Annotated in this window: 14 protein-coding genes and 4 tRNA genes; 10 read left to right on the forward strand and 8 right to left on the reverse strand. The window is 41.0% G+C overall.

Features of this window, described 5'->3' with window-relative positions:
* Window positions 1–81: 81 nt before the first annotated feature.
* Entirely contained in the window at window positions 82–1,509 is a 1,428-nt protein-coding gene (locus AC4CU0_RS10500) for an amino acid permease (RefSeq protein WP_490743106.1), read from the forward strand.
* A gap of 156 nt (window positions 1,510–1,665) precedes the next feature.
* Here the strand turns inward: AC4CU0_RS10500 and AC4CU0_RS10505 are convergent, their stop codons facing one another.
* Complete coding sequence (locus tag AC4CU0_RS10505) at window positions 1,666–2,358, reverse strand: hypothetical protein (RefSeq protein ID WP_180108778.1); 693 nt, start codon at window positions 2,356–2,358, stop codon at window positions 1,666–1,668.
* 107 nt (window positions 2,359–2,465) lie between these two features.
* On the opposite strand from AC4CU0_RS10505, the gene AC4CU0_RS10510 reads away from it, so the two are divergent.
* From AC4CU0_RS10510 to AC4CU0_RS10535, 6 genes are all read left to right on the forward strand, one after another.
* A tRNA-Glu gene (locus tag AC4CU0_RS10510) sits at window positions 2,466–2,541 on the forward strand.
* Window positions 2,542–2,664: 123 nt separating this feature from the next.
* Window positions 2,665–4,083 (forward strand): amino acid permease, encoded by a 1,419-nt coding sequence (locus AC4CU0_RS10515; protein WP_078189154.1) that lies wholly within the window; start codon window positions 2,665–2,667, stop codon window positions 4,081–4,083.
* A 109-nt stretch (window positions 4,084–4,192) separates the two neighbouring features.
* Window positions 4,193–5,098, forward strand: a complete 906-nt coding sequence (locus AC4CU0_RS10520; RefSeq protein ID WP_180074167.1) for an alpha/beta fold hydrolase — start codon at window positions 4,193–4,195, stop codon at window positions 5,096–5,098.
* Window positions 5,099–5,230: 132 nt separating this feature from the next.
* Window positions 5,231–5,306, forward strand: a tRNA-Glu gene (locus AC4CU0_RS10525).
* 24 nt (window positions 5,307–5,330) lie between these two features.
* Window positions 5,331–5,406, forward strand: a tRNA-Glu gene (locus AC4CU0_RS10530).
* Between the two features lie 58 nt (window positions 5,407–5,464).
* A tRNA-Glu gene (locus AC4CU0_RS10535) sits at window positions 5,465–5,540 on the forward strand.
* A 66-nt stretch (window positions 5,541–5,606) separates the two neighbouring features.
* Here the strand turns inward: AC4CU0_RS10535 and AC4CU0_RS10540 are convergent.
* The 7 genes from AC4CU0_RS10540 to AC4CU0_RS10570 all read right to left on the reverse strand — a co-directional run bounded on the left by AC4CU0_RS10540 (window position 5,607) and on the right by AC4CU0_RS10570 (window position 16,533).
* A complete protein-coding gene (locus AC4CU0_RS10540) occupies window positions 5,607–6,251 on the reverse strand; it encodes a YiiX family permuted papain-like enzyme (protein ID WP_306669437.1) in 645 nt (214 codons plus the stop codon).
* 43 nt (window positions 6,252–6,294) lie between these two features.
* Window positions 6,295–7,539 carry an NADH:flavin oxidoreductase/NADH oxidase family protein gene (locus AC4CU0_RS10545; RefSeq protein WP_490743107.1) on the reverse strand — a complete coding sequence of 415 codons (1,245 nt, stop codon included), beginning with the start codon at window positions 7,537–7,539 and terminating at the stop codon, window positions 6,295–6,297.
* Between the two features lie 112 nt (window positions 7,540–7,651).
* The gene (locus AC4CU0_RS10550; RefSeq protein WP_490747088.1) at window positions 7,652–9,253 is read right to left on the reverse strand and encodes an ABC transporter ATP-binding protein; all 1,602 of its coding nucleotides are present in this window, start codon (window positions 9,251–9,253) and stop codon (window positions 7,652–7,654) included.
* Window positions 9,228–10,241 carry an ABC transporter permease gene (locus AC4CU0_RS10555; RefSeq protein WP_490743108.1) on the reverse strand — a complete coding sequence of 338 codons (1,014 nt, stop codon included), beginning with the start codon at window positions 10,239–10,241 and terminating at the stop codon, window positions 9,228–9,230. Before AC4CU0_RS10555 ends, AC4CU0_RS10550 begins: the two co-directional genes overlap by 26 nt.
* The gene (locus AC4CU0_RS10560; protein ID WP_490743109.1) at window positions 10,241–11,308 is read right to left on the reverse strand and encodes a microcin C ABC transporter permease YejB; all 1,068 of its coding nucleotides are present in this window, start codon (window positions 11,306–11,308) and stop codon (window positions 10,241–10,243) included. Before AC4CU0_RS10560 ends, AC4CU0_RS10555 begins: the two co-directional genes overlap by 1 nt.
* A gap of 33 nt (window positions 11,309–11,341) precedes the next feature.
* On the reverse strand, window positions 11,342–13,144 hold the full coding sequence (locus AC4CU0_RS10565; RefSeq protein ID WP_490743496.1) for an extracellular solute-binding protein: 1,803 nt from the start codon (window positions 13,142–13,144) through the stop codon (window positions 11,342–11,344).
* A 62-nt stretch (window positions 13,145–13,206) separates the two neighbouring features.
* The gene (locus AC4CU0_RS10570) at window positions 13,207–16,533 is read right to left on the reverse strand and encodes a LysM peptidoglycan-binding domain-containing protein (RefSeq protein ID WP_490743110.1); all 3,327 of its coding nucleotides are present in this window, start codon (window positions 16,531–16,533) and stop codon (window positions 13,207–13,209) included.
* A 206-nt stretch (window positions 16,534–16,739) separates the two neighbouring features.
* Here AC4CU0_RS10570 and dnaQ point away from each other — a divergent pair, with 206 nt between their 5' ends.
* The 3 genes from dnaQ to nudC all read left to right on the forward strand — a co-directional run bounded on the left by dnaQ (window position 16,740) and on the right by nudC (window position 20,688).
* Window positions 16,740–18,140: a DNA polymerase III subunit epsilon gene (gene dnaQ, locus AC4CU0_RS10575; RefSeq protein ID WP_490743111.1), complete on the forward strand. Its 1,401-nt coding sequence runs from the start codon at window positions 16,740–16,742 to the stop codon at window positions 18,138–18,140.
* 128 nt (window positions 18,141–18,268) lie between these two features.
* Window positions 18,269–19,915, forward strand: a complete 1,647-nt coding sequence (locus AC4CU0_RS10580) for a chemotaxis protein (protein WP_490743112.1) — start codon at window positions 18,269–18,271, stop codon at window positions 19,913–19,915.
* Window positions 19,915–20,688 (forward strand): NAD(+) diphosphatase, encoded by a 774-nt coding sequence (nudC, locus tag AC4CU0_RS10585; protein ID WP_490743113.1) that lies wholly within the window; start codon window positions 19,915–19,917, stop codon window positions 20,686–20,688. The genes AC4CU0_RS10580 and nudC overlap by 1 nt, the downstream gene beginning before the upstream one ends.
* The last annotated feature ends 15 nt before the right edge of the window (window positions 20,689–20,703 follow it).

Genomic DNA, 20,703 nt, shown 5'->3' on the forward strand with positions numbered 1-20,703 from the left:
ATTATAAGAAAAATTCGATTTATCAATTATTTCACTGCATTCAATCATAAAATATACTTTTCGTTCAATTTTCATTTCACTATGCAATCTCCCTCTGAACCTTCGCAACACTCGTCTGCTGAAGGTAAAAGTCCATCGCTTAAACGTGCGATGACGACTCGACACCTTGTGATGCTCTCACTTGGTGGTGCAATTGGTACTGGTTTGTTTATGGGTTCAGGTGAAGTTATTTCACAAGCTGGGCCTTTAGGCGCTGTTCTTGCCTATATTATTGGCGGTTTAATTGCCTACATGGTCATGCTCTGTTTGGGTGAACTTGCCGTACATTTACCTGTTTCTGGCTCTTTTGGTGCTTTTGCGACAAATTATATTGGCCCGGGTACCGGTTATATGGTGTCTTGGATGTACTGGTTGGGCTGGTCTGCCACCTTAGGTACAGAATTTACTGCGGCGGCTATTTTGATGCAGGAATGGTTTCCACAAACCTCTATTTGGTTATGGACACTGATCTTCGCTGCGGGTGTACTGATCTCTAATTTAAGCTCTACACGTGCATTCGCAGAGTCAGAATTTTGGTTATCCATGGTGAAAGTTGCAACAGTGTTGATTTTCATCATCCTTGGTTTTACCTGCATCTTTGGTTTCGTGCCTTTCCAAGGCTATGAATCAGCTCCAATGTTCCACAATTTGACTGAACATGGTTGGCTGCCAAATGGTTTGTTCCCACTGTTTGCCACATTATTGATTGTGAACTTTGCCTTTAACGGTACGGAGATGATTGGTATCGCTGCAGGTGAAACTGAAAACCCTGAAAAGAATGTGCCTAAAGCCATTCATGCTGCGGTATGGCGCTTAATCATTTTCTTTGTCGGCACTATTATCGTCATCAGTTCCCTGTTGACCTATACCGATGCAGGTTTAAATGTTGGTGGACATGGCGGCTTAAGTAGTAGTCCATTCGTTTCCGTATTTAACCTGATGGGCATTCCCTATGCAGAAGACTTGATTCGTTTTGTCATTATTACGGCTTTACTGTCTACAGCTAACTCTGGTTTATATGCTGCATCACGTATGATGTGGGCGCTGTCCGCACAAAAACAATTACCACGTGCTTTCGGCAAATTAAGCAAAACTGGTGTGCCTTATATTGCTGTATTGGTCACTATGATCGGTGGTTTACCAGGTCTATTGTCAGAACAATTTGGCGCAGATGTCATCTTCAAGAACTTGATGGGGGTTGCTGCCTTCACCATGGTGATCGTGTGGATGAGTATTTGCTGGAGTCAATTTAACTTCCGTCGCCAATGGCTGAAACAAGGTCATAGCGTGTCAGAACTTAAATTCCGTACACCATGGTTCCCGCTGGTTCCAATTCTTGGCTTTGTCTGCTGTACCGCAACAGGTTTAAGTATGGCTGCAGATCCTGAAATGCTTTCAGGCTTTATTGGCTGTCTGATCTTTATGGCGGCGTGTTATGCAGGTTATTATTGGTTATATCACGATAAATAAAATAGTTAAGGTGGCTCATTAGCCACCTTTTTTTATGAAACTATTTCTCTTCCCTATGAGAGAAAAATTAGGGTTTCCATATAAATTCAAAAATGATTTGTGGGAGCAGTTTAATCCACAAAAACCACTGTACAAATTATAATTTAAAGAAATAGTTCAACTGCTTTTCGTCAATGAGTTTTTATCCTCGCTCAACACCAAGATATAATCCCATACTTTCAACTCTAATGAGTCCTTTTCGGATTTTGCCCCTTTAGAAACATTAGCTAAAAGACACACAGCTACTATTGCTAGAAATATTTGGATAGATACTCTCAAACTTGTATTAGATATTAATTCAACAAAAGTAAAGTTAAAAACTATTAATGAAAGTGGCAAAAGCACCCGACTTGAATTCATCTGTTTTTTAAATTCAGGAAAATCACGATTAATAACCAATAAATCTTGTTTGTCTTTACTCCACAACATTGGCTCAAAACTTACATCCAATTTTTTTTCTAATTTTTCAAGTTCTACATCATCACTAGACAACTGATATCTTCGAACCTTTAAGATTAAATATAATTTAAAAAAGCTCTGGATATCTAAAAAATAATGAGAATCATCTAAAGATTTGAGGTGATTATACGTAATTCTACTTTCCCCATCTAAATCCCTAAATAAAAGTTCATCAATAATTCTTTCAAACCCTGATTTACTGATATACGAAGAAAAATTATTTGGATAAACTTCAAACCAATGCAAATAATTCAATAAAACTATATAGAATCTTTCATGGACTTTGCCCACATTAAATTGATTGATTTCAAATAAAATTCCAGAAATAAACTCATTAAAATTATTTTTCATTAAAAAAATTCTGTTTTTTGTTTCATTTATATACATTTAGAATATAACAATGAAACTCTATTTTGACAAATATAGATGGGCTATGTACTATACACCCACCTCAAAACGTCCCTATCGTCTAGAGGCCTAGGACATCGCCCTTTCACGGCGGTAACCGGGGTTCGAATCCCCGTAGGGACGCCAATTCTTCTGTCAGTTCTGACAAACTTAAAGTTTATTTATCTATAATTTATATTAATTGATTGCATCATCATTGCATTCTTCTCTACAATTACTCGCTTCATTATTTGATTCTCCTTTTTCTCTATGCAGTCATCACATTCTCCGAATGATGCTTCGCATCAGGGCAATTCTGCGCCGTTAAAACGCGCTATGAGTACTCGACATCTGGTGATGATTTCGCTTGGCGGCGCAATCGGTACTGGTTTATTTCTTGGTTCGGGTGAAGTCATTGCACAAACGGGGCCTGTAGGTGCCATTATTTCGTATTTTTTAGGCGGTATTATCGCCTATATGGTGATGCTTTGCTTAGGCGAGCTCGCTGTACATATGCCAGAATCTGGTTCATTTGGCGCTTATGCTAAACGCTATATCGGACCGGGTACGGGTTATACCATCACTTGGCTCTATTGGCTGACATGGTCAGTAACGCTAGGAACTGAATTTACCGCTGCTGCACTTTTAATGCAGGAATGGTTCCCAGACAGCTCTATGTGGATGTGGACCTTAATCTTTGGTGCTTTTGTATTCTGCTTGAATATGATTTCAACCAAATGGTTTGCTGAATCTGAATTTTGGCTAGCTTTAGTCAAAGTGATTACCGTTGTAGCCTTTATTATTTTAGGTCTATTGGCCATTTTTGGTGTTTTAGGCTATCGAGGCTATGAAGCTGCACCGCTGTTTAGCAACCTCACTGCACAAGGCTGGTTCCCTGAAGGTTTGTTCCCAATCTTCGCTACAATGTTGATTGTGAACTTTGCATTCTCAGGTACTGAACTGATTGGTGTTGCTGCGGGTGAAACCAAAGATCCAGCGAAAAATGTGCCTAAAGCCATTAACACGGCGATTTTCCGCTTGTTGATTTTCTTTGTAGGTACCATTGTTGTTATTACTGCATTATTGCCACACCAAGAAGCTGGCTTATCTGCCGAAGGTGTAAGTAGTTCACCTTTCGTAACAGTATTCCAGCACATTGGTATTCCTTATGCAGAAGACATCATCCGCTTTGTCATTATCACAGCCCTACTTTCTGCTGCAAACTCAGGTTTATTTGCTGCATCTCGAATGATGTGGTCATTGTCCTATAGTAAGCAATTACCTGCGGTGTTCTCTAAAGTGAACTCACGTGGTATTCCTTATGTTGCCGTGATTGTGACCATGATCGGTGGTATGCCGGGCTTACTTTCTGAGCAATTTGCACCAGAAACCATCTTCAAAAACTTGTTAGGTGTCGCGGCATTTACCATGGTGGTGGTATGGATGAGTATTTGTTTAAGCCAATTCAACTTCCGCCGTCAGTGGTATAAAGAAGGCAAAACTGCAAAAGATTTAGCTTTTGCTGCACCACTCTTCCCAATCGTGCCGATACTCGGTTTTGTATTTTGTCTGATTACCTGTATTAGTATGGTATTTGACCCAGAAATGTTAACTGGCTTTATCTGCTGTATGATCTTCATTGTGGCGTGTTATATCAGCTACTACACCTTGTATCACAACAAAGATTGATCTGCGTTGTCATACCAAACACGATAAAAGAGTAACTTCGGTTGCTCTTTTTTTATGGCTATATTTTAATAAAAGTAGAATAAAAACTGATCCGTCGATGAGGTGCAATATGCAGATCATCTTTATCCATGGCATGAATCAACAGCAACAAACTGCACGTTCGCTCGAACAGCATTGGCTTGCACTGTTGTCTCAAGGCTTAAAGCAAAGCCATCAAGAGACTTTTTTATCATATATACAGCACCATATGCGCATGCCTTTTTATGGAGATTTACTCACGCGTTATCATTTGCAGAATATGCTTCAAGCCAGCACCTTGACGCCTCAAACGTGGCCACATTTTCCGTTTATCCATCGCACTGAACTCCTAGAAAAATCACCAAAAGTACTTGAGCATCATGCCGTACAAAACAATCTACCTGACATCACCCTCAATGATGCTATTGGATTTAGTCAATCATTCAAATCGATCACTGCACTTGGCAAAGATCTTGCCCTACGCGATTTTGCAGTTTTAATGAATTATTTCCCAAAATTACATGCCACACTTTTGCATAAATTTTTGGTCGAAACTTATCTCTATTTATCCAATCCACACTTTATTCAGGCAGTTCATACTCGTCTGCATGAGCAATTACATCAAACGAAACCCACCCTGTTGATTGCACATTCGCTAGGTAGCGTGATTGCGTATCATTTTTTACTGTTACATCCTGAACTCAACATACAGCGCTTTATTACCTTGGGCTCACCTTTGGCTTTTCGTGTCATCCAAGCCCACTTACCTCAGCCTTTACAGCGACCTGATGCAATTTCAGGTGATTGGTTAAACTTTTATTCACATGATGATTTTCTCAGCGCTTTTCCACTGAGTCAGGCACCATTTGATTTTCAACCCGCCATTATCAACCAGCAAATTCAGACATCGATTGAACACCCACACGATATTGCTGGATATTTAACGCATCCAGAAGTTATTGCTACAATCTTACAAGTGTTGAAAAAACCGACATAAATAATGTATTTTTCAAACATTTTTAGCAAATTGTTTTAATTTTATGCACTCAACAACAAAAACTGAATTTATTTATAGAAAAGCGTTTGACACCCCCCGATTTTCACCCTAATATACGCCCACCTCTGAAACGTCCCTATCGTCTAGAGGCCTAGGACATCGCCCTTTCACGGCGGTAACCGGGGTTCGAATCCCCGTAGGGACGCCAATTTTCAGAAGTACATTTTATTAAGTCCCTATCGTCTAGAGGCCTAGGACATCGCCCTTTCACGGCGGTAACCGGGGTTCGAATCCCCGTAGGGACGCCATTATTTAGTCTAAAAACTTAGACTGAAATAAACGGTTTTAAAATTTGCTTTCTGTACTGTCCCTATCGTCTAGAGGCCTAGGACATCGCCCTTTCACGGCGGTAACCGGGGTTCGAATCCCCGTAGGGACGCCATATTCGAGTTGGTTTTAACCACTCATTAAAAAGCTCAAGCATTGCGACTTGGGCTTTTTTATTGCCTTAATTTCTAAATATTTCTTTTAAAAGTTTTGAATCATAAATGGCCTTAGGGGCAATCACCTGCTCATTTAGCGGAATATTTTGACCATAGCGCTGCCGCATTAGACGCTGCACTTCATATTGTTTTAAATCAAATTGTTTAAGTTGTTGTAACGGCGAAAGTTCGATTCCTAAAGCATGCTGATAAGCTTTCCAAACAATTTCAGAACAGTAAATTGCACGGTCATCCCATTCAAAATAAATATCATAGGGTTTGCCCAAGTACTTTTCTGCATTTTGTACTAGCTTCGTTTTCTGCGGCACATTTAAGGGTTGTTTGAGCCTTTTCACCACATAGTGAGCATTCTCCCCACGCGCGATCCATTGATTTAAAGCGGTATATTGCACAGGTTGAATAGCTTCAAGCACCCAAGTTTGGTTATTTTTATTTACGATCATGCCCATGTGACTATAAGGCGAATGTGTCGCCTTTTGAATGCTTAAACTTTGTTGTGACTTTGAGATATGAAAAATGATATCCCCCGTCTGAAATGTAGACTGGGCATAGAGAGCAGAACTGAGCCCCGAAAGAATGACTATTAATATTAAAATTTTAGACATTTTTATTGTAAGTAATATTGATATGAATGAAGGCAACCATAACATGGATGTATGCCGATTGCCCTTATTCTAATAATTCAATGATTGACTAAGCCGACTTACGTGAATTGACTTGCCCTTTAATGACCGCGGTTAAATTGCCTTTGAGATATTTAAAAAACACTTTTAACGGTGAAAGTTTAGGATTTGGCTGTTTTCCTTCACCAATCGATTTAAACTGAGCGGCATACCAAATAATTTCCATAATCGCCATTTTATCAATCATCGGTATGCCAGTTTTAATTTTGTCCACACCATAACGAACATCCTGACCCGCCAATAAACGATCAGCCAAATCGACTTCAACAGCGAAAGGACGTGCAATACCAATAAAATCACAAGCTCCACTGTCTAGTGCAGCATTCATGCCTTGGACGGTTCTAAACCCGCCGGTAACCATTAACGCGCATTTCACTTCTTTACGGATATTGTCCGCAAAATCGAGGAAATAAGCTTCACGAGCAATGGTACTGGCTTTACGTTTTTCTTCTTTAGCACCCGCCATCGCTGGCGCTTCATAGGAACCGCCCGAGATTTCAATCATATCAATCCCTGCGGCATCGATTGCCTTAAAAACCTCAATCACATCTGCTTCGCTAATTCCGCCGCGTTGGAAATCAGCAGAATTCAGTTTGACCGAAATGATAAAATCATCTGTCGTCGCAGCACGAACTGCCTTATAGATTTCAAGCAAAAAGCGCATGCGATTTTCATTTGAACCGCCCCACTGATCTTGACGTTTATTGGTCAGTGGCGACAAGAACTGACTAATTAAATAACCATGTGCACCATGCAATTGCACGCCTTCGAAGCCTGCCTTTTCACAAATGTGTGCGGCACGTGCAAAACGCTGAATAATATCTAAAATTTCATCTTCACGAAGTTCGCGCGGTGTTCCAAAAGTTGTAGCTAACATCGGACTAAATGGCACAGCAGATGGTGCAACCGTTTCTTTATTTAAACCTTTAGGACATTGACGGCCCGGATGTGAAAGTTGAACCAATTGCACCATGCCGTGCTTCTTACCTAACTCAGCCCACTGTGTTAACTGCGCCAAATCTCGCTCTGTTTCAGCGACCACAACCCCCGGCTCATTTTTAGCACAAAAATCCACCATGACATTACCGGTAATGGCACAGCCTAAACCACCCTTCGCCCAAGCTTCATATAATCCAAAATGTAAGTGATTGGGTTGGCCTGCAGTATTGGCCAATGCTTCACTCATTGCACCTTTAATGATGCGATTTTTAAATGTGGTATTACGAATTTTAAAGCTTTCAGCTAAATGGCTCATGGCAATGTCCAAAATGAAATAATAAGTCCTGAGTATTTACTCTAATTATTATTTTCTAAAGGTCAAGGATATTTTGACAATGACACTTGTCAAAATATCCATAAGTTTGATTTTAGTATTGGCTGGCTTCAATTAATTTACGGGTATAGTCCGTTTGTGGTCGTGCAAATAGATCTGCGGTGTCTTGAAATTCCATGACTTTGGCATGGCGCAGTACCAACACTTTTTGACACAGGGCTTTGACCACGTGTAAATCGTGACTGATAAATAAATAACTCATATTAAATTCTTGCTGCAAACGCCGTAGTAGCTTCACGATAGCTTTTTGTGTCGTCCGATCTAGTGCCGATGTGGGTTCATCGAGTATCAATAATTTAGGACGTAATACCAACGCACGCGCTAAGGCGACTCTCTGCCGTTGCCCACCGGATAACTCATGTGGATAACGCTGCTTAAATGAGCTGGCTAATTCGACTTTCTGCAAAGCTTCATCTATACGCTGTACAATTTCATTTGCAGATAAATGCTGTAAGGCCAGACCTTCGCCAATGGTTTGCTCTACATTGAGCCGTGGATTTAAACTACTGAATGGATCTTGAAAGACGATTTGAAATTCACGACGTAAAGGTCTGAGCTGTTTTTCTGAAAGTTGATGGATGGCGTGTTGATTTAACATAATTTCACCATCACTTTCTATGAGCCGAGCAATAGCCAGTGCTAAAGAGCTTTTCCCTGAACCACTCTCACCAACAATACCGATCGACTCACCTTCAGCCACTGTTAAATCCAAAGCTTCTACAGCAACGACATAATTTTTGATGCGGTTCAATAAGCCTTGTTTGACTGGGAATTTCACTCCTAACTGGCGTAATTCTAAAAGTTTTTGAGTTTGCGAAACCTGTATTGCTTTACCAAAATCATGGTCTAATAAATTTTGGGTATACGCCTGCTTCGGTTGCTCAAAAATTTCCTGAACATTACCTTGCTCCACCACTTGACCACGATTCATCACAATCACATGTTCGGCATAGCGCTTGACCAAATTCAGGTCATGGCTAATTAATATCATCGCCATATTACGCTGCTGTTGTAGCGACTTTAATAAATTTAAGATTTGCGCTTGCAAAGTGACATCTAAAGCCGTGGTTGGCTCATCAGCGATTAAAATATCAGGATCTAAGGCCAATGCCATGGCAATCATGACACGTTGTCGCTGCCCGCCTGATAACTCATGTGGATAGCGCCGTAACTTATCTTCAGCATCCGGAATACCCACATCATTTAATAATTCTATAACCCGCTGTCGTGTTTTTGCCTTCGACCATCCCTGTAACAACAGTGACTCACCAACAATCTTTTCCACACGATGTAAGGGATTTAAGGCCGTCATCGGCTCTTGAAAAATCATGGCAATTTTCTGTCCACGAATGTTTCGGTGCTGCTCAGGACTCAGTCCAAGAATATTTTGTCCATTCAGGCTGACGCTGCCTGTGACCTGCAGATCACTTGGCAACAAACCGAGTATAGCTAGGCTGCTAATCGATTTACCTGAACCGCTTTCTCCAACAATCGCTAAAGTTTCACCTGCATGCAATTTCAAATTCAGGTCTTCAACCAAGACCTGTGCTGCATGTGAAATATGTAAATGCTCAACCGCTAACACGATGGGAGGTACATTAACTTGATGATTATTGACGTCTAGGATCGAATGCATCACGTGTCGCCTCCCCAATGTAAATCAATAAAGACAGCACGATCGCTAAGGTAAAGAATCCCGACAAGGCCAACCATGGTGCATTCAGATTATTTTTCCCTTGAAGCAATAACTCACCTAATGACGCTGCATCAGGCGGTAAACCATAACCTAAGAAATCTAAGGCTGTCAGTGCAGTAATATTTGCCGTAAGCATGAAAGGTAGCTGTGACAAACTCGAACTCATCGCATTTGGTAAAATATGCCGAAACATAATCGTACTATCTGTGACGCCAAGACTTCGTGCTGCACGGACATAATCAAAATTACGAGCCCGTAAAAACTCTGCACGAACCAAGCCGACTAAAGTGGGCCAGCCAAACAACAGCATAATGACAAAAAGCCAATACACACTCGGCGTAAACATGCTGACCAAAATCATCACCATGAATAGCATCGGTAATCCACCCCAGACTTCCAAAATCCGTTGACCAATGAGGTCTACCCAGCCACCATAATAGCCCTGTATCGCCCCAACCATGATGCCCAATATTGCAGAAGCAAAAGTTAATGCGAAACCAAACAGGAGCGACACACGTAGTCCATATAAAATACGTGCGAACACATCACGCCCTTGGTCATCGGTACCAAGCCAATTTTGTGCAGTCGGTGCAGATGGCACGGGCACAGCCAGTTCTAAATTCGGTGTTTGGTAGGAAAATTTAATCAGTGGCCACACAGCCCAGCCTTTCTCTTCAATCAGTTGCTGCACTACAGGATCTTTATAATCTGCCTCAGTTTCGAATACACCACCGAAAGCTGTTTCTGGATAGCTTTTTAGTACGGGTACATATAAAGAATCATCGTATTTGACCAAGAGCGGCTTATCATTGGCAATGAATTCGACAGCTAGTGACAACATAAAAATCAAGGCAAAGCTGATAAAGCATGTAAAGCCTAATTTATTTTCTTTAAAACGTTGAAAACGTGCTTGCATGATCGGAGACATTATTTTGCCCCCTGCGAATCAAAATTAATTCGTGGATCAATCATTTGATACATGACATCACTGATTAATCTTAATATCAGCCCCATCAAGGTAAAAATAAACAAGGTGCCAAAAATCACTGGATAATCACGCTGTACAATGGCTTCAAATCCTAATAACCCCAGACCATCTAGATTGAAAATAATTTCAATAAATAGATTTCCCACAAAGAAGATGCCAATTAATGCTTCTGGTAGACCAGCAATAACAATGAGCATTGCATTACGAAATACATGCCCATACAGCACACGTGATTCGGTCAAACCTTTAGAACGAGCAGCAAGAACATATTGCTTATTTAATTCTTCCATAAAAGAGTATTTGGTCAGATAAGTTAAGCCAGCGAAACCACCAATTACCATAGCAAACAAAGGCAACACCATATGCCAAAAATAATCTGAAATTTTGCCAAATACACTTAACTCAGCAAAATTCTCTGAAACTAAACCTTGTAGAGGAAACCACTGAAAATATGAACCACCTGCAAAAAAGACAATGAGTAAAATGGCAAAGGCAAAAGCAGGAATGGCGTAGCCGATAGCCAATAAAATAGACGTACTTTTATCAAATAACAGACCATGTTGACGGGCTTTTTTAATGCCTAATGGAATAGACACCATATAGATCAGCAAGGTACTCCATAAGCCAAGGGATAAGGATACAGGCAGCTTTTCCCAAAGCAGCTGAGTCACAGGCTTATCTTTAAAGAAACTTGTACCAAAATCTAGCGTTACATAGCCCTTTAACATGAGCCAAAAACGTTCGAATAATGGTTTATCGAAACCATATTGCGCTTCGATTTTTGCCACCATTTCTTCACTGAGGCCTTTTGCACCTTGGTATTTACTGCCTGTCGTCGCAGTTTCACCACCATCTGTGTTTCCCATACCTTGAAAGGATTCTGCTTGCTGTATAGCTTGCTCAACAGGTCCTCCCGGCGCAATCTGAATCACGACAAAGTTAATCAGTAAAATGAAAAACAATGTTGGAATAATCAGGAGCAATCTTTTTAAAATATATGTGCCCATGTTGCTTTCACATTCCTTGTCATTCAGGTGTATTTATTGCTGCCGTAGATATTGTGTTATTTGCTTGGCTTGAGCTGCATCACTCCACCAATAGTCAATCCCTGCAGAAAGTTTAGGTTTGACATAAGGTTGCTTATACATATGCCAATAGGCAAACCAGTTCTCACTTTGCCCAAACATTGGAATTTGATAATAACCCGCTCTGAGCAGGCGGTCTAAAACACGCGTACGAATAATCAATTCCTCCCGATTTGGAGCATTGATCACCTGTTGAATGAGCTTATCGATCACAGGATTTTTAATCCCTGCATAATTATAATTACCCACTTGATCGGCTGCTTGACTGCCCCAAAGTTGAGCTTGCTCACCTGCTGGAGTGAGCGATTGAGGCATTTCATCCACGATCATATCAAAGTCAATATTTCGCATACGCTCGGTGTATTGCGGTCCATCTACTTGTCGCAATAGCACCTGAATACCTAAACGTTTCAAATTTCGTATAAATGGCATTAAGGTTCGCTGCAAATCTTGTTGCTGAATCAAGATTTCGAATTTCACAGGCCGAGATTTTGCATCCACCAATCGGCCGTCTTGATAAAGATAACCCGCATTCAATAACAGTTGGCGTGCATGCAGAAGGTTTTTTCGATTAAATCCACTGCCATCAGAAACGGGATATTGCCAATTGGATAAGACCCCCTGTCTTTGAATAGGATCAAGTTGCGATAACATCGGTTTTAAAATATCCAACTCTTGGATAGAGGGTTTCCCCTTCGCTTCTAGCACACTATTACTAAAATAACTCTGCAAACGCTGATACTGCCCATAAAATAATGCTTTATTTTGCCATTCAAAATCATAAGCAAAAGTTAAAGCTTGCCGAAAGCGAATATCCCTAAATGGCGCACGACGGGTATTAAATACGAGACTTTTTGTGGGAATCGGTCGTTCATGTTTAAAGCGATATTTGACAATTTTACCGTCTTTAAAAGCAGGAAAATTGTACGCTCCCACCCAATTACGTGCGGTCTTTTCCTCATATAACGTAAATTGACCCGCTTTAAAGCCTTCAAAGGCGATGTCTGGGCTGCGGTAATATACATATTTCAGATGGTTAAAATTATACCGACCACGATTGACAGCTAATTTCTGCCCCCAATAGTCAGGATTACGCTTATAGCGAATACTCCTACCTGCATCGATCTTCTCAATCGTGTAAGGGCCAGAGCCTAAGATGGGCTGCAATGTAATTTGAGTAAAATCTTTTTTTGCCCAATCTTTTTGGGAATAAATCGGCATTTGCGCCAAAATCATGGGCATATCAGTATTATGTCCAGATTTAAAACTCATCTTCACCTGATATTTAGATAAAACATCTGTTTTGTCCAAATCTGCTAAGTACATTTGTAGACCGGGATTTGATTTAGTTTGGAATGTATCAAAACTAAACTTCACATCATCTGCTGTTAAGGCACTCCCATCACTAAATCGTGCTTTGGGGTTTAAATGAAAAATAACAAAATTAGTTTTTTCCGGGTCAAATGTCACTTTTTCGGCAAGTAACGGATACATCACACCCGGCTCATCTAAAGATGAACTCATCAAACTATCAAATAGATAATTGATACCTTCAACAGAACGCCCTTTTCCATTCATGCTGTTTAAATTATCAAAACTACCAATACTCGAACTCGTGATATATCCCCCTTTATGAGCAAGAGGATTGGCATAAGGCATTGCCTGTAATTGATGATATTGAGGGCTACTATGTATGGCAAGAAAAGGCGTGGTCTGCAAAGCAGCCCACGCCCCTGTTGAAAGTATGCTCAAAGTCATACCAAACACGTAACGCGAAGTTGAAGCAGAATACATTCAACTTAACTCCTTAATGTTTGGACTCAGTTCGGTACTTTTATCACTTCACCAATACGTAACTGAGCAGACGGTTGCATATCATTCATTTCAGCGAGTTTTGATGTATCTAGTCCATAACGACTTGCTAAACCAATCAGCGTATCCCCACGTTTAATACGGTATTCACTGATGGTTTTAGGAACTTGTAAATTTTGACCAACACGAAGCCCAGCACGCGGGTTCAAGTTATTTAACTCAGCCAATGCTGCCACAGTTAAGCCTGTCCGACTAGCAATCGAATTTAAAGACTCGCCTGATTTCACAGTATAGCTTTCAGTATTTGTTGGTTTCACATTGCTCGTAGAGGATTTAGCTTCCGTTTTTTTGGTTTCAGTTGCTTTACTAGCTACATCAGCAGGTAGTTCACCATCTACTTTTAAACGCTGCCCTACACGAATCGCACTATTGGTATTTAGGCCATTTAATTCAGCTAAATAACGTAATTGAAGATGATATTTCTTCGCAATCACACCCAATGTTTCACCTGATTTCACCACATGAATATCGGTCGCATCAACGGAATTCGTTCGTGTATTGGTTTTGCTTTCAATTTTGGTCGCCTCAGCTTTGGTTTCTACTTTAACCGGTGCGACATCACCTGTTAATTTTAATTTCTGCCCAACGCGTAGACCAGAACTACGCTCTATACCATTTAAATTTGCGACATAGTCCATGCCTAAATCATAGCGACTAGCAATGCCTGTCAGTGTATCGCCAGACTGCACCACATATGTATCCGGAACAGTTGAACTTGCAGGAACTTTAATGCTTTGCCCAGCCATCAGCCCACTATTTACCGACATATCATTTAGACTCGCCAATTCTGACAAACTGATTTTTGACCGCGTCGCAATACTGTAAAGGGTATCACCACGCTGCACTTTATAGCTTTCAACTTTATACGCAGGATCAACTTTGACATTTTCAATGCGATTCACGACTTTGCTTTCGAGCTTCTCAACTTCTGCTACAGCTTGTAATGGCACATTAATTTTTTGCCCCACCATCAAGCTACTGCCAGCCGTTAAGCCAGTTGTTAAATCTGCCAACTCTTGATTTGACAGCGCATAACGATCTGCAATAAGTTTTAGATATTCACCACGTTTTACCGTGTAGGATTTGGTTTGAACTTTTGCAGGTTTTTCGACTACTTGAGCTGCTTTCTTGTCAGCTTCCAATTTTGCTTTAGATGCAGGCGTTTCTTTTAAGGATAATTTCTGCCCAACATATAAACCACTCGTGGTGGTTAAACCATTGTAGTCTGCGAGTTGCTTCGTACTTAAACCAAACTGACTCGCAACAGCTGTAAGACTGTCATTTGCTTTCACCACATAGCTATCTGCAATAGGCTTGGCTTTCGATTCTTCATTATTTTGCACAATCGGTTTCGCATCATATAAATAGATGGTCGTACCGACATACAAGGTCGAATCTGGCGAAATTTGGTTCCAAGCTGCAATATCACGCCAATTTACGCCATTTTTCATCGCGATCAACGCTAAAGTGTCACCTGCCAAAACTGTATAAGTACTGCGTTTACCTTTAGGTGGTACAACTACAATTTCAGAATCTGTACGAATGACATTTTTACCTTGGTTGCGTTTGGCTTCTTCGGAATCTGCACCTGTATTTTCAGCCACGCTTTTCGGGTAAGAGAAACCTTTGGTCAGTTCTTTACCTTGTTGGTCTGCAATTGATTGACTGGTCTGAATCGCAGTCAACTTAATCTTGCCATCGTAAGGATCGACAATTTCAGTGCCTTTCGGCGCAATAGCTTTAATTTCCTGAACGACTTCTTCTTGTTCTGCTTTAGTCGCTACTGGTTTTAATACCTCATCGACTGTTTTGGTCTCACCTTCAGCTTTAATAGCCGCCATGATTTGCTCACGCTCATTTGCGCTGAGTGGTGGCTCGACAGACACGGCTTTCACAGGAGTCGAAGGTGTTACAGCGACTGGTATACGCGGCGCACTTGGAATATCACTATTCGATGCAAAGGCAGCCAAAGCAGATGATCCTATTGGCGTTTTGCCTTTCGTTCCTGATGGAACACTTGGCATTACCGTTGCAGCGACTACAGGTTGTTTGGCAGAAGCTGTCACAGTCGGCTGTGCTGTCAGCGTAGGTGGCGTCACTTTAGCGGGCTGAATAGTTTTATTATTTAATTCCGGCGGAGTAACACGTGACGGTGTTATTTCAACATTATTTTTTGGTAAGTTATAAGTTGAATTACTTGCCCAATAACCTGATGAACCACCTGATTGTAATTTTTTCAAACGCGCATCGACTGATGGACTCACATCCGCAGGAATTAAAATCCGCATTGGGCTGCTGCTATCAATCACATCGCCACGATGACCAGGGTTTAGTGCATAGAGTTCTGCACGGCTTAAACCGGTAATAGATGCAATTTCATTTAAATTTGCAGGCCCTACAGCCACTTCACGAAAGTGTGGACGGTTGGCAATTGGCGGTAAACTTACGCCATAGGCACTTGGATTTTTAATAATTTGAGCAACTGCCAAGAAACGTGGGACATAGTTCATGGTTTCTTGGGGCAGTTTTAGCGACCAATAATCCGTTGGCAAACCTGCCGCACGGTTACGGTTAATCGCCTGTTGAATGCGGCCCGGCCCTGCATTATATGCAGCCAAAGCCAATTCCCACGAACCGAACTGGTTATGTAGCGCACCTAAAAACTCATAAGCTGCACGCGTTGATTCCACTACGTCACGACGACCATCATACATTGAGGTTTGTTTTAAGCCGTAAATACGTCCAGTACTTGGAATAAATTGCCATAAGCCTGCTGCGGCTGCACTTGAGGTTGCTGCTGGGTCATAAGAACTTTCAATCACTGGTAATAACGCCAACTCAGTCGGCAAACCACGACGTTCTGCTTCTTTAACCGTGTGATATAAATAACGGGACGCACGCGCACTTAAACGATCAATATATGGTTGACGTGAAATAAACCAACCACGCTGCGCTTCAATTCGCGTATCCCAGTGGTTCAAATCCATTTTGAAACCCACAGTCATACGCTTCCAGACATCACCATGCTTCAGTACTAAAAGGCGATCGCCTTCTACGGCACGCATGTCTGTTGCAGAAAGTAAATCTTCGAGTGAATCTAAACTATTGGCATCGAGAAAGTTTGAGCCAACTTGTTTACTTGCTGAGTTCTGCTTAGTCGTTTGCGATGAAGAACAGCCCGTCAGACCAAGAGCTGCGAACGCAGAACCCAAGACTGTAAATTTAAAAATTTGTGGTAACGTAGGCTGCCAGACAGTCGCAGTTGATTTATACATAAAAAAATCCAGACAACTCATATAAAATTTATTTTTTAGATATGCCATTGTAGTGAAGCAGAACACAGACACAAGGCGTTAATTTAACGCTATTTCAGTATAAATGTTACAAGAAATTAAAAAAATCGCCAAAAATGGATTTCTCTCTGTCATTTGCGTTATACAATATACGGTTCTGAATGCTTGTTTTTCTCCGGATTTGATTTATGTCTCAAACAATCACGCTTTATGTTGATGGTGCATGTAAAGGCAACCCTGGCTTAGGGGGTTGGGGGGCGTATATCATCCGTGAAACTGGAGAAGAAAAACTCTGCGGCGGCGAAGCTGAAACCACCAATAACCGTATGGAATTGACTGCTGCAATTGAAGGCATTCAACACTGTCCGTCCGATGCAAAACTGATTATTTGGACAGACTCTAACTATGTCAAACAAGGCATTACCGAGTGGATACATGGTTGGAAAAAGAAAAACTGGAAAGATGTTAAAAATCCTGATCTGTGGAAATTACTGGATACAACTTGTCAGGGTCGGGAAATTGAATGGAACTGGATTAAAGGGCATGCAGGCCATCCGGGAAATGAAATGGCTGATCAATTGGCCAATCTAGGCGCAGAAAAAACCCTCGAACGCATCAAACAAGCAGCATCTACAGCTGAAGCACCTAAAAAAAAAGCTGAACCTGACTGGCTATTAAATGATCCGTTTGGACTTGAATTTGCTGATAGCGAGGATGAAGCAGAAGAAATCTCTGCTGAGAAAACTATTGACGCAGAGCAGATTGATGACATTGCGATAGAACAACAAGCAACAGACACTGCTTCAACGTTGAATCCAGATGCTTCTACACAGTCTAAGCAAGCTGCTGAAATCCATCCAATGATTGTCATTACACCAGCAACCGTCGATGTATCTGGCCCACGACAATTAATTTTGGATACGGAAACCACAGGTTTCTATTTCCAAGATGGCGACCGTATTATTGAAGTCGGTGCGGTGGAAATGATTAACCGCAAACTGACCGGTAGCTCAATTCATATTTATATCAACCCGCAAAAACCTGTCGGTGAATCTGAAAATATTCACGGAATCAGTGATGACTTTCTAAAAGACAAACCACTGTATGCTGAAATTGCTGATGTCTTATTTGACTATCTAAAAGGCGCAGAAATCATTGCGCATAACGCAACCTTCGATATGAACTTCCTTGATATGGAGTTCAAACGTGCTGGTTTTGTGGCCTTATCTGAAGTTTGCGAAGTTACCGATACCTTGGCTATGGCCAAAGCCAAGCATCCAGGCCAGAAAAACTCACTCGATGCATTAGTGCGTCGTTACGAAATTCCACAACGTGACCGTACTTTCCATGGTGCCTTACTCGATGCGGAAATTCTGTCTGACGTATACCTAGCAATGACGGGCGGTCAGGTTTCCTTTGATATCGATGCCCTGACCCACTCGCAAAATGAAGATGGTTCGCAAACCCGCGCCGCTGTTGAAATAGAATTACCTGTGATTTTACCTTCAGCAGATGAACTTGAAGCCCATGAGACATGGGTCAAACAATTTGAAGAAAAACATGGTACACCTTGCCTTTTTGCGAAATAAAATCTAAATTTCGTGTTACTTTTTGTATATAAACAATTCTTACATACGCTATAGTAAAACCATAAACATGGACCGCCTTAAGGGGCGGTTAATAAACAAGATAAAACATCTAGGAAAGGTGCAGATACATGTCTTACCAAACCTCTATCCATTTTGATCCAACGGCTTTGCTGATAATAAAAAATGAGGTTGATAACTCAATCAAGTTAGTCGAATCAGCAGTCAGCACCTTAGTTGAAGATCAAACTTTACCTTTCGGGATTGATGATGCACTGATTCAATTTGAACAATGTGCTCAAGTACTAGCTTTAGTTGATATGCCAAGTTTGGCAAAAATCGCTCAATATTCAGCAGAGTTAATGCGCAAGATCATGGGGAATCCTGCGCAAATTAACACTCAAGAGGTCATCGCACTGAGCGAAGGCACGACCATGCTGAAACGCTATATCGAATTTATCTGCCTACGTGAAGTTAAAATTCCACAGTTCCTGCTGGACAGTCTTAATCGTCTAGAACTGTCTTTGGGTAAACCTCTAACGTCGGAAGGCCAACACATTGAGTCCCTACTCGATTGTATTACTCCTGACTTTGACTTACCTCAAGCTCCTGCACTTGAAAAATCAAAATACGTTCACCGTCTGTATAAGTTGGCGTTGAATAAATTGATTAAACAAGAAGAAACTGAGCTGGATTTGCAAGCGATTAAATTGGTCGGTACGTATTTAGCAGGTCTTTCAGATAAACATCCAAGCAAACAATACTGGAACTTGGTTTTTGTTGCGTTTAATCAAATTGATCAAATCTTAATTACCGATGCTCGTTTACGTACCTTGGTAAGCATTGAACGCAATATGGCTCAATATTTTGCAGGAACTGAGCGCTTTAAAGCATCCATTTCTGATTTAGCCAATGTCTTAAGTCTAAGCATTAGCCAAGAAGATGACATTTCTCATCATATTCGTGGCAAGTTAAATATCGGTGAAGACCTTCTTACCGACACCCAATTGCAAGTTTTCAGTCGTCATTTATATGGTCCTGACTTCGAAACCATGCATACCATTGGTGAATTGGTTACGACTGAAATGACGCAAATTCGTAATGATATTGAATTTAACTATCAAAATATGACGCCTGAAAAAACCCAAGAACTTCAAGCGAAATTGAACGAATTGGCAAATATTTTCAAAGTCTTGAACTTAAATGAAGCGTATAACGACTTGTCGCGTCAAGCCGCGTCATTAGGTAATGCTGAGATTTTACAAGATGAAAACTTTGCCCAGCAGTTGATGAACAATATCTTGTCTGCCATGAACTCGATTGGTGTGCTTGAGCGTCATCACACTTCTAGCCGCTTACAACTTCGTGTGAATAATATGAATATTTCACTCGACCGTTTAGATGAAGCACACGCTGCTCTGTTAAATGAGACCAAGGTTTTAATTGATGCTGCTAGCCAATCTTTGGTTCAGTATTTACAAAACCAAGATCTGACACAACTTGAAGCGACTGCAACTCAATTCCGTGAAATTGGTGGTGCAATGTTGTTCCTCAATGCAGATGCGGCTCAAAATGCACTAAACTCAACAGCTCAATTCATTTTGAAACGTGTTGAGTCTTCAACTGCGATTGAAGCAAATGAAGTGAATCAAGCATTAGATTCATTGGCAAGCGCAGATATGTTGATTGACAATTTAAAGAACAAACAACCTGTTTTACAGGGCATGTTTAAGGTAGCATTGGACAGTAGCGAAAAACTGAAATCAGCAGCAGCCTAATGTCTAAATTGTCACTTGCGTATATCTTCAAACAACAGCAATTGCTGGTCGATGAAAACTTTCAACTTCCCGAAGTTGAGCAACTCGCAAGTGATTTAAATATCGGCACGGGTGATCAAGTGATTGCCCGTGATCTACTTGAAAATGAGCCAATTCCTGAAGGCTTACAGCTCATCCCTATTCGTCAACTTTTACAACTTTGGAATGTTCAGCAATTTGAACAAGCCAGCCGTGCTATTCAACTCTTAGAATGGCGCCGTAATCATAAATTTTGTAGCCACTGCGGTACTGCAACTCAAGTCCATGCCACAGAATATGCCATGGTTTGTCCCGCTTGCGGTTATCACCAATACCCTCGTGTAAACCCCTGTGTCATTACCGTCATTACCCGTGGTGAAGATGAAATCTTATTGGCTAAAAATGCGAAAAATGTCCGGGCAATGTATGGGCTGATCGCAGGTTTTGTTGAAGTCGGTGAAACTCTAGAAGAAGCAGTTCGTCGTGAAACTGAAGAAGAAGTGGGTTTAAAGGTCAAAAATATTCAATATCTGGCAAGCCAACCTTGGCCTTTCCCAAGTAATTTAATGATCGCCTTTAAAGCAGAATATGCTTCAGGTGAGCTTCAATTACAAGAAGAAGAAATCAGTGATGCGGCTTTCTTTAAATTTGATGCATTACCTGAAATTCCGTTCAAAGGAAGTATCGCCCATTCGATGATTATGCATATCATCCATGGTTCTGCGGTTGCAGATGATACCCAAGCATGGTTGTAAACAGCTATTTTTAAT

The organism is Acinetobacter sp. LipI_15 (assembly GCF_058242865.1).

Bases quoted from the DNA above. Each gene is read 5' to 3' on its own strand.
- AC4CU0_RS10500 (WP_490743106.1), top strand. From the start codon at position 82: ATGCAATCTCCCTCTGAACCTTCGCAACACTCGTCTGCTGAAGGTAAA.
- AC4CU0_RS10505 (WP_180108778.1), bottom strand. From the start codon at position 2,358: ATGAAAAATAATTTTAATGAGTTTATTTCTGGAATTTTATTTGAAATC.
- AC4CU0_RS10515 (WP_078189154.1), top strand. From the start codon at position 2,665: ATGCAGTCATCACATTCTCCGAATGATGCTTCGCATCAGGGCAATTCT.
- AC4CU0_RS10520 (WP_180074167.1), top strand. From the start codon at position 4,193: ATGCAGATCATCTTTATCCATGGCATGAATCAACAGCAACAAACTGCA.
- AC4CU0_RS10540 (WP_306669437.1), bottom strand. From the start codon at position 6,251: ATGTTATGGTTGCCTTCATTCATATCAATATTACTTACAATAAAAATG.
- AC4CU0_RS10545 (WP_490743107.1), bottom strand. From the start codon at position 7,539: ATGAGCCATTTAGCTGAAAGCTTTAAAATTCGTAATACCACATTTAAA.
- AC4CU0_RS10550 (WP_490747088.1), bottom strand. From the start codon at position 9,253: ATGCATTCGATCCTAGACGTCAATAATCATCAAGTTAATGTACCTCCC.
- AC4CU0_RS10555 (WP_490743108.1), bottom strand. From the start codon at position 10,241: ATGTCTCCGATCATGCAAGCACGTTTTCAACGTTTTAAAGAAAATAAA.
- AC4CU0_RS10560 (WP_490743109.1), bottom strand. From the start codon at position 11,308: ATGGGCACATATATTTTAAAAAGATTGCTCCTGATTATTCCAACATTG.
- AC4CU0_RS10565 (WP_490743496.1), bottom strand. From the start codon at position 13,144: ATGACTTTGAGCATACTTTCAACAGGGGCGTGGGCTGCTTTGCAGACC.
- AC4CU0_RS10570 (WP_490743110.1), bottom strand. From the start codon at position 16,533: ATGTATAAATCAACTGCGACTGTCTGGCAGCCTACGTTACCACAAATT.
- dnaQ (WP_490743111.1), top strand. From the start codon at position 16,740: ATGTCTCAAACAATCACGCTTTATGTTGATGGTGCATGTAAAGGCAAC.
- AC4CU0_RS10580 (WP_490743112.1), top strand. From the start codon at position 18,269: ATGTCTTACCAAACCTCTATCCATTTTGATCCAACGGCTTTGCTGATA.
- nudC (WP_490743113.1), top strand. From the start codon at position 19,915: ATGTCTAAATTGTCACTTGCGTATATCTTCAAACAACAGCAATTGCTG.